An 11,347-nucleotide genomic window follows, 5' to 3' on the forward strand; every position below is an offset into this window, starting at 1 on the left:
CGCCAGGGCGCCAGACCGACCGCGTTGGGCTGCGCAGCAGCCCCAAGAACCCAGCGTCGCAGCGCATATTGTCGGGGCCGCCTTGCGTCCCATCGCTGCATGAATTGCCCCAGGCCCTTACCGCGACGCCCGCATCACCTTCAGATGCCGGGCATACCACGGCCGCTGCGGCACCTTGGGCCGTAACGCGGCGAAACGCTCGTCTTCGGCATAGATGATACGCAGGGCCAGCTTCATGGTCTCCGGGTCCATCTCCACGCTCCGCCCTGGGCGTAAACCGGGCACTGTAGAGCACCCATGGGTATCCGGCCCCAGCCAGGGGTCGGCGACCTCTACCCAGCGCCCCGGCGCGAACCAGGGCACGCCGTTGACCTCCAGGCGCCGCACCTCACCAGGATGAAGCCGTTCATGGGCCTGGAACCAGTCCTCGATGCGGTCGTCGATCCAGCCATGAAAGCGCCAGAACACCGGGTTCACATGGGATGAAAAAGGGTCGCCGAGAAAATCGTTCTCGGCGCCATACCAGCGCTGGGCATAGTCGTCGGGCGTGCGCGCCATCGGCACCGGCATGCCGTTGGCCGGATCGCGCGGCACCGAGGCCCAGCGCATGTGCAGCCAGTCATGCAGGCCCAGCTCCAGCTCCGAGCCAAGCTGCCCCAAGGTCAGCGTACTGAGGTAATGAGGATCGCCATAGCGCGACTCCCAGACCTGGAAGTTGCCGTAGAAGGTGTCCGGGCTCTTGATGTCGCGCACCCACTGGGCGTACTCCTCGTCATCATCGGCCAACCATGTAGGCGGCAAAGCATTGCCGTCATGGTTGTCGAAGTAGGCCGCAAACCCTGCGCGGTCGCGCTCGAGCGCCGGTTGGGGCAAGGGAAAGCGCGGCCACGACGGTAAAGGCTCGATGGCCCTGGCGTTACCCAGCATGTGCCGGTGCATGAACAGAAAGTCCTCGCCGGAGCCGTTGCGGTCCTTGTGCCGGCCCCGGGCATCACGCTCGCGCGCCCTTGGCCCTGGCTGCCAGCCCAGCCCTCGCAGCGCACCGCGCTTTTCGTCATCGAGCTTGTGCCACTTGTCCCGCGACGCATGCCACAGCTGGTGAAACAGCCGGTGTTCCGGCGCGATCAACTTGGCCAGCAACGGCGCCGACAACGGCGTGCGCTCCCGCGCTTCGGGAAAGGTTTTTTTCAGCGCCAGGAAACGGTTGTCCTGCACAGGCAGCGCCAAGGGCCGCTCCAATGCCGCCACGTGTCCGCTCAAGGTCGCAGGCCCTGCGTTACCGTACGCCCCCCAGACCTCGTCAAGCACAACCTGGCACTCGTAGCGTGCCCCAAGCGGGTTGGCGTCCGTGGCCAACAGCCGCCAGCGTAGCGTCCCTGGCTGATCGAGCAACAAGTCAGCCACCACCCGATAGCGTGGCTCCAGCGTGCTGCGCAAACGTTCAGGTGTGTCGAGGTAGCCGCGCAAACCCCGCCCGCTCCAAGCCACATCCAGGAACAGCTCAAGCTCCCCTGGCGGCACGCCGGCAAGCCCGGCCTCGCGGCCTTGAGGTGTCCAGTGCCAGATACCGCGCAAGGTGTCGCCCAGTTGCCTGACAGGCGTATCGGCGAGTTCCACCACCGCCTCGCCAGGGGTCTCAGGGTATTGCTCTTCACTGGCTCGCCGCCGCTGCAGGTACCGCGCGCCTGGCACTGCCATACCCGTCAATGCCACACCGGCGATGAACCCGCGTCGAGAAATCGTCATTGCCCTACCTGTGCTTTCACTTCGGCCATGGAGCACGGCCCATCCAAGGCTAGGACGTGGCCCGGCGGGCGAAATTTAGCGCTGCAGTGCGCGCTGACACCTGCCTTCAGCCAGGCGGCGGGGGCTTAAATTTCTGCCATCGCAGCTCGTTCCCTCCAGGTAGCGGCGGCATCCAAGCCCATCCCTCGACGGTGAACCTACTGAGACCAAGATGACGACACCACGCTGGAAGAAAGCCCTGTATATCAGCCTGGCCGCGGCCGTGGCCGCCGGTGCCGGGTGGGCGGCCTGGGACTACCTCGACACGCCGGCAGGCTACCCCAGGGAGGTCATGCGCCAGGCCAATGACCTGCAGGAGCGCCTGCTTTCGTTCGACAGCCACATCACGCTGCCGCTGACCTTCGGCACCGAAGGCAGCGAAGCCGACCAGGACGGTGCGGGGCGCTTCGACCTGAACAAGGCAGCGCGCGGGCGCCTGTCTGCCGCTGCCCTGACCCTTTTCGCCTGGCCCGAATCCTGGACCGGCGACAATGGCCCACACCGCCCTACCCCCGGCTTCGTCGAGGCCGCCCGCCATACGCAAGAGGTGCGCTACAACGCCATCATGGGCATGGTCCGCGACTTTCCCGAAAGGGTGGGCATTGCCTATACCCCACAGGACATGCGCAGGTTGCACGGCGAAGGCAAGTTTGCGGTGTTGCTCAGCATGCTCAATGCCTACGCACTGGGCGACGACCTGGACCAGCTGGACCGTTGGGCCGCCCGCGGCATGCGCCTGTTCGGCTTCAGCTATGTGGGCAACAACAGCTGGGCCGACTCCTCGCGCCCGCTGCCCTTCTTCAATGACACCGTCGATGCACTCGAAGGCCTGTCACCCATAGGCAAACAGGCGGTACAGCGCCTGAACGATCTGGGGGTGGTCATCGACGTGTCGCAGATGTCCAGCCAGGCACTGGCCCAGGTCGTGGCGCTCAGCCGGGCACCGGTGGTGGCGTCGCATTCAGCGCCCCGGGCGATGGTCGACATCCGCCGCAACCTGTCGGACAAGGAAATGCAACTGATCAAGGACAGCGGCGGCGTCATCCAGATCGTCGCCTTCTCCACCTACCTCAAGCCCTTGAGCAGCAAAACCCAGCAGCGGCTCAACGCGCTGCGCAGCGACTATGCCCTGCCGCCCCTGGCCGACCTGAACTACGCCCTCATGCCGGGCGACCCTGTCATCGCGGGCTGGCCTGAACAGAAAGTGGGCCAGTACGCCAATGCGTTGTACGCCATCCTCGACGAAGAACCGCCAGCCACGCTCAAGGACTACGGCGACGCCATCGACTATGCGGTGCGCAAGGTCGGCATCGACCATGTCGGCCTGAGTTCGGACTTCAACGAAGGCGGCGGCATCGACGGCTGGCAGGATGCCAGCGAGGCCCGCAACGTTACGGCCGAACTGATTACACGGGGTTACTCCGAAGCTGACATCAGCAAGCTGTGGGGCGGCAATTTCCTGCGTGTCTGGCAGCAGGTACAAGCGGCAGCGGCCCCTGGCGCCACCCCCTCCCGATGATGCTGCGAGCCCTTAGATGAACGACCGTCGCGCCTTTCTGAAGCAGGCCAGCCTGCTCGCTGCCAGCCTGCCACTGGCAGGGCACTTGATAGCCGCCGCCCAGGCCGCGCCCACACCCGCCACAGGCGCTGACGCCTGGGCGGGCTTTCGCAGCCTGTTCAACCTCGACCCGGCCTACGCCCACTTCGCCAACTTCCTGATCACGTCGCACCCAAGACCGGTGCGCGAGGCCATCGAGGCCTTGCGCGCGCAATTGGACCGGCACCCGGCACGGCTGGTGGACTGGGACAGCCAGTCGGAATGGAAACACGAAGCGCAGGTGCGCGAAGCGGCGGCCCGCTACCTGGAAGTCGCCCCGCGGCAAATTGCCCTGACCGGCAGCACCACCGAGGGGTTGGGCCTGATCTACGGCGGGCTGAAGATAGCACCCGGGCAAGAGATCCTGACGACGGTGCACGAGCACTCCGCAGCGCGCCACACCCTGGACTTTCGCACCGCCCGCGACGGCACCCCGGTACGCCGCCTGCGGCTGTTCGACGAGCCGTGGAACCTGTCCACCGACCAGGTGCTGAGCACCATCAAGGCGGCCATCAACCCCAAGACCCGCGTGCTGGGCATGACCTGGGTGCACTCGGGCAGCGGCGTGAAGCTGCCGGTCGGCGCCATCGGCGAACTGGTCCGCGAAGCCAACCGCGACCGCGCCGAGCATGATCGCATCCTGTACGTCATCGACGGCGTACATGGCTTTGGTGTCGAGGACATGCGCTTTGCCGACCTGAACTGCGACTACTTCATTGCCGGCACGCACAAGTGGATGTTCGGCCCACGCGGCACCGGGATCATCTGCGCTGCCACCACCGCACTCGATAACCTGAACCCGCTTATCGCGACCTTTTCCGAGGACGAGGATTTCGCCACCACCTTCACCCCAGGCGGCTATCACGCCTTCGAGCATCGGTGGGCGCTGGGCACAGCCTTCGACTTGCACCTGCAGCACGGCAAGGCCGCCATCCAGGCACGCATCCACGGCCTCAACGACTACCTCAGGCAGCGGCTCGAAACGTTACCGGGCGTGCAGCTGGTCACGCCGCGCAGCACCCGCCAATCGGCTGGCTTCACCTTCTTTCGGGTGGCCGACCAGGATGCCGACGAGGTCGCCGCCTACCTCAACAGCCAGCGCATCGTCGTCGATGCGGTATCGCGCGACGTGGGACCGGTGGTGCGCACTGCACCGGGCCTGCTCAACACCGAAGCCGAAATCGACCGGCTGATCGCCGTACTCACGCCACGCTTGCGCCGCTGAACCCTTCATCCAGACCCACGATCACGGACTTATCACCATGCCCAACCTGCCTTGCGCTTCACCCAAACCATTGTCCAGCAGACTGTACAAGCTAGGCGCTGCCTTAGTGCTCGGCCTGCTGGCCTGCCCTGTTGTCCACGCAGGCGAAGCGATCAAACCCGGTAGCGTTTTCAAGGACTGCCCACATTGCCCGGAAATGGTGGTACTGCCCGCCGGCAGCTACCTGATGGGTACCCCGGAGGATGAAGTGGGCCGCGAATACGACGAAGGCCCGCAGCACACCGTGACCTTCGCCAAGCCGTTCGCGGTGGGCCGCTTCCCGGTCACCGCAGGCGAGCTGGATGCGTACATCCGGGAAACCGGGGTCAAAATCGCCGATGGCGACACCCGTCCTGGCCGCTTCTGCAAGGCCAGCAAACCCACCTATAAGCAGGGCCCTCGCCAACCGGCGGTGTGCATCAGCTGGTTCGACGCCGATGCGTACGCTCAATGGCTGACGAAAAAGACCGGGCACACCTACCGTCTGATCAGTGAGGCGCAGCGCGAATACGCCGCCCGGGCCGGCTCCACCGGCCCCTTCCCGTTCCCCTTCGACAACAACGACGAGAAGGCCTACAGCATCAGCCAGCACGCCAACACCTACGGCCCCGCCGATGGCTACTCCTACACCGCGCCCGTGGGCAGCTACCCGGCCAACGCCTTTGGCGTGTACGACATGCATGGCAATGTCTACGAGTGGACGGCCGATTGCCTGAACCCTGACTACGAGGGTGCGCCTGCCGATGGCAGCGCCTGGAAGACCGGCAACTGCGAGAAGCGCGTCATGCGCGGCAACGACTGGGGTGAGGCCCCGGTGTTCTCGCGCTCGGGCAACCGCAACAACCGCTCCCCCGAGGTGCGCGGCGACTTCCTTGGTTTCCGAGTCGTCCGCGACCTCTGACAGCCCCACGCGATTGAGGAGAAACACATGACCCATCAACCTCGTGGCGCCGTCAGGGAACTGTTCGCCCTGCTCAAGCCGTTCTGGCCCCTGGTCACGGTTTGCATCGTCCTGGGCATGATCGGTGGCCTGAGCGTCACCGCTCTGCTGGCCACCATCAACAGCAGTTTGCACAGCGACGCCGGCCTGACCCAGGGCGTGGTGCTGGGCTTCGCCGGCCTGTGCCTGCTGGCGCTGCTCAGCTCGATTCTGTCCGACATGGGCACCAACTACGTAGGCCAGCACGTCATCGCGACCTTGCGTCGTCAGCTGGGTGAAAAGGTGCTGGCCGCACCCATCGACCAGATCGAGCGTTACCGCAGCCACCGGCTGATCCCGGTACTGACCCATGATGTGGACACCATCAGCGACTTCGCCTACGTCTTCGCCCCGCTGGCCATCTCGCTTACCGTGACGCTGGGGTGCCTGGGCTACCTGGCCCACCTGTCGTGGCAGATGTTCCTGGTGATCCTGGTGGCCATCGGCGTGGGAACCGTGTTGCAGTTCATCGCCCAGGCCAGGGGCATGCGTGGCTTTGAAGCCGCCCGAGAAGCCGAGGACGACTTGCAGAAGCACTACAGCGCCATCGCCGAAGGCGCCAAGGAATTGCGTATTCACCGTCCACGCCGTCAACGGATGTTCAGCCACGGCATCCGCGACACGGCCAACCGGATTTGCGCCACCCAGGTCCGCTCGATCAACACCTTCGTGATCGCCAAGACCCTGGGCTCGATGTTGTTCTTCGTGGTCATCGCGGTGGCGCTGGCCCTGCAATCGTACTGGCCCTCGGCGGACAAGAGCGTTACCAGCGGTTTCGTGCTGGTGCTGCTGTACATGAAGGGCCCGCTGGAGCACCTGATCAGCACCCTGCCGATCATCGGCAAGGCCCAGATCGCCTTTCGCCGCATTGCTGCGCTGTCCACGCAGTTCTCCTCGCCCGAACCACACCTGCTGCTGGACGACGCACGCAAGCCAGCCCTGGCCATGAACTCGCTCGAACTCAGGGATGTTCGCTACACCTTCCCTGCCGTGGAGGGCGCCGAGCCCTTCCAATTCGGGCCGGTAAACTTACAGGTCGAGCAAGGCGACATCGTGTTCATCGTCGGTGAAAACGGCTGCGGCAAGACCACCCTGATCAAGCTGCTGCTGGGCCTGTACGCCCCGCAGGCCGGAAGCATCGTGCTCAACGGCCAGCCCGTGACAGCCCAGACCCGCGATGACTATCGCCAGCTGTTCACCACCATCTTCGCCGACTACTACCTGTTCGACGACGTGATCCAGGGCGACCAACCGCTGCCCGATGACGCAGGGCGTTACCTCAGGCGGCTGGAGATCGACCACAAGGTGAGCATCCGCGACGGGGTGTTCAGCACCACCGACCTGTCTACCGGCCAACGCAAGCGCCTGGCGCTGGTCAGCGCCTGGCTGGAGGAGCGGCCCGTCCTGGTGTTCGATGAATGGGCCGCCGACCAGGACCCGACGTTCCGGCGGATCTTCTACACCGAGCTGCTGCCAGACCTGAAGCGGCTAGGCAAGACCATCATCGTGATCTCCCACGACGATCGCTACTTCGATATCGCCGACCACTTGGTGCGCCTGCACCGCGGCAAGATCGCGCCAGCACTCCACCCCGCCTGATCCGTTGTAACCGGACTGAAACTTTTCTTTCCGGTTTTCCTACGCTGATGCGTCTCACTGAGCAACTAATACAAATCATTATCATTTCAAACTCCATCAGAGAGGATGTAATGCCAGCCCTTAGCACGCTCAACCCGCTCACCCAGGCCTTAAGGCTTCACCGTGCCTTCCAGACGACGCTGCTCGGCTCAAGCCTGAGCATGGCGCTGTGCCTGCCGTTGTCGGCCCAGGTGATGGCCCAGGAAGTGGATGTGGACATTGCCGCCATGCCGCTCTCCGCTTCGTTGCAGGCGTTCGGGCGGCAGGCCGACCAGCAGGTGTTGTTCAGCCCGGATGATGTGCAAGGGCTCAAGGGTCGAGCCGTCAAAGGCCACCTCACCGCGCAGCAGGCCCTGGCCACCTTGCTGGCAGGCACGGGGCTTGCGTACGACATCCAGGGCAACAGTGTGACCATTCACCGTCGTGGCAACGACACCAGCTCGCTGCAGCTGGACGCCACCACCGTGCAAAGCAACCTGGACGGTTCGAGCGAAGCCAGCCGTTCGTACACCGTCAACAGCAGCAGTGCGTCCACCAAGCTGCCCATGTCCCTGCGCGAAACGCCTCAGTCGGTCAGCGTGATGACCCGTCAACGCCTGCAGGACCAACAGCTGACCACCCTGAGCGACGTGCTCAAGCAGGCGCCGGGCCTGTCGGTGCAGAACATCGACAGTGAGCGGGTGAACATCTATTCGCGCGGCTATTCGATCGACAGCTACCAGTTCGATGGCATCCCCACCACCCTGATCGTGCAGACCAGCGCCAGCCCGCAGAGCCTGATCGACACTTCGATCTACGACCGCGTCGAAATCGTGCGCGGCGCCACTGGCCTGATGACAGGTGCCGGTGACCCATCAGGCAGCATCAACCTGGTCCGCAAGCGGCCGACCTCCACCTTCCAGGGCTCGATCACCGCCGGGGCGGGTTCCTGGGACACTTACCGCACCGAGGTGGACGTGTCTGGCCCCCTGACCGACGATGCCCGCCTGCGCGGTCGCACAGTCGTGGCGTACAAGCAAGGCAACAGCTACATCGACCACTACCAGCAGGAAAAACAGACCTACTACGGCATCCTCGAAGCCGACCTCACCGACAGCACCCTGTTGAGCGTGGGCGTGGACTACCAGAAGAACAACCCGCGTGGCGTATCGTTCGCCAGCTTCCCGCTGTTCTACAGCAATGGCGAGCAGACCGACTTTTCCCGTTCGATCAACGCAGGTTCGCGCTGGAGCTATCGCAAGCAGAACACGCTCACCACCTTCGCCAACCTTGAGCAAAGCCTGGTCAACGACTGGAAGCTCAAGGTGGCGGTCAACAACATGTACAGCTCGCGTGACTATTCCCTGGCCTCGCTCAGCGGCGACTTCCCCGATAAGCAAACCGGCGAAGGTGCCTACCTGTACGGCGGCGACGGCTCAGGCTCGCAGCGCCAATTGGGTATAGACGCCCTGGTCCAGGGCCCCTTCCAGCTATTGGGCCGCGAGCATGAGCTGGTGATCGGCCTGAGCGGTTCGGAATTCCACGACTACAGCGACCCGGCTGACGACGACCTGGAAGGCCGCCCGGCCAATATCTACACCTGGGACAACGACACCGAGCGCCCCCTTTCAGTGGGCAAGCTGATGAACGACGACACCACCGTGCGCCAGAACGCCGCGTACATGGTGGCGCGCTTCAAACCCACCGATGACCTGTCGCTGATCCTGGGCGCACGGGTGGGGGATTACAGCTACAAGAAAAAAACCGTGGCCAACCCGTCCTACCCCGGCCTGAACAGCCGGGCCTCGACCCGCGAAAGCGGTTTCGTCACCCCCTATGCAGGGGTGGTGTACGACCTCACCGACGTCCACTCGCTTTACGCAAGCTACACCAAGATCTACAAGCCGCAGTCGATCCGCGATCAAGCAGGCAAGACCCTGGAATCGCGCGAAGGTGACAACTACGAGATTGGCCTGAAGAGTGAGTTTCTGGAGGGGCGGGTCAACACCGCCGTCGCCCTTTATGAAATCAAGCAGGACAACCTGGGCGTGGCCACCGGCGAGACTGTCGAAGGTACCGTTCGTGAGTCGGCGTACCGCGCGGTGTCCGGCGCCAAGACCCGCGGCATCGACATGGAAATCTACGGCGAAGTCATGCCCGACTGGAACGTCAGCGCCAGCTACAGCCACAGCCTGACCAAGGACTCGGACCACGAGCGCATCATGACCGAGGCGCCGGCCAACCTGGTCAAGCTCTGGACCACCTACCGCCTGCCCGGCGAGCTCAACCAGCTGACCGTGGGTGGCGGCATGAACTGGCAGAGCGGCTTGAGCCTGACCACCAGCCAGGGCAAGGCGACCCAGCAGCAGTACGCCGTGTTCGACCTGATGGCGCGCTACGACATCACCAAGGAGCTGAGCGCCACCGTCAACGTGAACAATGTGTTCGACAAGAAGTACTTCAGCGCCTTGGACCCCACGTTCTTCACCGGTTATTACGGTGAGCCGCGCAACGTGATGTTCACGACCCGGTATAGCTTCTAAACCCCCTGCCTGGAACGTCAAGCCGGCTCGGCAACTGGGCCGGCTTGCCTGCGAGGCGCCGCAAGGCGGCTGTGCTCGAACGCTACCCATCCTGTAGCCATCCGCAACGCCTACCTAGGCTCCGTCTGAAAAGTCTTGAGACGAAGGTCAGGCAAGGCGAAAAACAGCCGAGGAACGGTCGGAGTCGCGCTCGACGTTACGGGTGGTTGTAAATGAGCATTCCGACCGGGCTGGCGATCCAGGCTGTTTTCCACGCAGCATCACCGAGTATCAAGGCTTTTCTCACAGAGCCTAGTAAACGATCAGAAAAAGCACACACCTACTGTCCAAGTTGGTCGCAATAGATAGGGCCGGATGTGTGTGCGCTCTATTCTGCTAACGGCACGCCAGGGCTATTACGCTCATCGCCTGCCCGCCGCTGTTGCACATGGGCTGCGCCGCCCGAAACGTGTACGTCATCCAAATGCAACGTCAGCTGAGAAATCGTCAGGTACCAGCGCCGTGGTAACGGCAGATCAGTCTGCTGTTGATGGCCAAATCGACGAAATAACACAACGCCCACCTCACCCCCCAACCGCGTTCAGCCACCCCCCCACATCCCGATAAATTCCCCCCACCTGCCCCACCAACCCCGACATCCGCAAAAAGTCATGGCTAAGCCCCTGTGCCCGTACAAACGTCACCGGCGTCCCGCTCGCCTGCAACCGGTCGCGATAGGCCAGGCCTTCGTCATGCAACGGGTCATATTCCGCCACCCACAGATAAGCCGGCGCCAGAGGCGTGTCCACTTGGGCTAGCAGCGGTGAAGCGCGCCAGTCCAGGCGTTGTTGGGGCAGCGGTGCGTAGTGCTGGTAGAACCACTCCAGCGTCTCGGTCTCCAGCAAATAGCCTTCGGCATGCTGGCGGTGGGAGTCGCGCAGGCACGACAAGTCGGTGACCGGGTAGAACAGCAGCTGCGCCAGCGGCTTGATCGCCAACGTTTCAGGGGCCTTGACCGCGGTGATGGCCAGGACGGTCGCAAGGCTTGCGCCGACGCTGTCGCCGGCAAACACCACCCGGCGGTTGTCCAGCCCAAGCGCAAGGGCATGCTCGGCCAGCCAGTTGGCGGCATCGAGCGCATCGTTCACAGGAACGGGGAAACGGTGCTCCGGCGCCAGTCGGTAATCCGGGGCGAGCACCGCGAAGTCGCCCATGCTCGCCAGGCGCCGGCACACCGAATCGTGTGAGTCGAGGCTGCCGACCACATAGCCGCCGCCGTGCAGGTAGAGGATCACCGGTTGCGGTGCAGCTGCAGGCTGCCCGTTACGGTAGAGCCGTGCGGGCAGCTGGGCGCCGTCGCGAGTGGGGATGCTCAATTGGCTGACACTCAGGTCACCGGGCGGGCTGGGGTCGAGCACTTGCGAGCTGGCGGCGAATTCGGCGCGGGCCTGGGCCACCTCCATCGCGTGCATGGGCTGGCTTTTGCCGGTCAGCCTGCCGAATTCGACCAGTTCCAGAAACGCGGCCAGGTCAGGGTGCAATGCCATGTTCAATCCTTACTTGAAAGTCAGTGACAGGGCGCG

7 protein-coding genes are annotated in these 11,347 nt (G+C 64.0%); 5 read left to right on the forward strand and 2 right to left on the reverse strand.

The features are described 5' to 3' along the window. Positions 1-117: 117 nt before the first annotated feature. Positions 118-1,746, reverse strand: a complete 1,629-nt coding sequence (locus tag B2J77_RS13400) for a hypothetical protein (protein ID WP_058639755.1) — start codon at positions 1,744-1,746, stop codon at positions 118-120. Between the two features lie 211 nt (positions 1,747-1,957). Here B2J77_RS13400 and B2J77_RS13405 point away from each other — a divergent pair, with 211 nt between their 5' ends. From B2J77_RS13405 to B2J77_RS13425, 5 genes are all read left to right on the forward strand, one after another. Then, positions 1,958-3,304: a dipeptidase gene (locus tag B2J77_RS13405; protein ID WP_058602646.1), complete on the forward strand. Its 1,347-nt coding sequence runs from the start codon at positions 1,958-1,960 to the stop codon at positions 3,302-3,304. Positions 3,305-3,320: 16 nt separating this feature from the next. Beyond that, the gene (locus B2J77_RS13410) at positions 3,321-4,607 is read left to right on the forward strand and encodes an aminotransferase class V-fold PLP-dependent enzyme (protein ID WP_078478831.1); all 1,287 of its coding nucleotides are present in this window, start codon (positions 3,321-3,323) and stop codon (positions 4,605-4,607) included. 37 nt (positions 4,608-4,644) lie between these two features. Further along, positions 4,645-5,547 carry a formylglycine-generating enzyme family protein gene (locus tag B2J77_RS13415; protein ID WP_078478832.1) on the forward strand — a complete coding sequence of 301 codons (903 nt, stop codon included), beginning with the start codon at positions 4,645-4,647 and terminating at the stop codon, positions 5,545-5,547. Positions 5,548-5,574: 27 nt separating this feature from the next. Continuing rightward, positions 5,575-7,224, forward strand: a complete 1,650-nt coding sequence (locus B2J77_RS13420; RefSeq protein WP_058639758.1) for a cyclic peptide export ABC transporter — start codon at positions 5,575-5,577, stop codon at positions 7,222-7,224. 110 nt (positions 7,225-7,334) lie between these two features. Then, entirely contained in the window at positions 7,335-9,785 is a 2,451-nt protein-coding gene (locus B2J77_RS13425) for a TonB-dependent siderophore receptor (RefSeq protein ID WP_078478833.1), read from the forward strand. Between the two features lie 563 nt (positions 9,786-10,348). On the opposite strand, the gene B2J77_RS13430 is transcribed toward B2J77_RS13425, so the two are convergent. Further along, positions 10,349-11,311: an alpha/beta hydrolase gene (locus B2J77_RS13430; RefSeq protein WP_078478834.1), complete on the reverse strand. Its 963-nt coding sequence runs from the start codon at positions 11,309-11,311 to the stop codon at positions 10,349-10,351. Positions 11,312-11,347 lie beyond the last annotated feature (36 nt).

It is taken from the genome of Pseudomonas parafulva (genome assembly GCF_002021815.1).
GTDB classification, from domain to species: Bacteria; Pseudomonadota; Gammaproteobacteria; order Pseudomonadales; family Pseudomonadaceae; genus Aquipseudomonas; species Aquipseudomonas parafulva_B.

Coding starts and splice junctions, on each gene's coding strand:
- B2J77_RS13400 (WP_058639755.1), bottom strand. CDS start 1,746: ATGACGATTTCTCGACGCGGGTTCATCGCCGGTGTGGCATTGACGGGT.
- B2J77_RS13405 (WP_058602646.1), top strand. CDS start 1,958: ATGACGACACCACGCTGGAAGAAAGCCCTGTATATCAGCCTGGCCGCG.
- B2J77_RS13410 (WP_078478831.1), top strand. CDS start 3,321: ATGAACGACCGTCGCGCCTTTCTGAAGCAGGCCAGCCTGCTCGCTGCC.
- B2J77_RS13415 (WP_078478832.1), top strand. CDS start 4,645: ATGCCCAACCTGCCTTGCGCTTCACCCAAACCATTGTCCAGCAGACTG.
- B2J77_RS13420 (WP_058639758.1), top strand. CDS start 5,575: ATGACCCATCAACCTCGTGGCGCCGTCAGGGAACTGTTCGCCCTGCTC.
- B2J77_RS13425 (WP_078478833.1), top strand. CDS start 7,335: ATGCCAGCCCTTAGCACGCTCAACCCGCTCACCCAGGCCTTAAGGCTT.
- B2J77_RS13430 (WP_078478834.1), bottom strand. CDS start 11,311: ATGGCATTGCACCCTGACCTGGCCGCGTTTCTGGAACTGGTCGAATTC.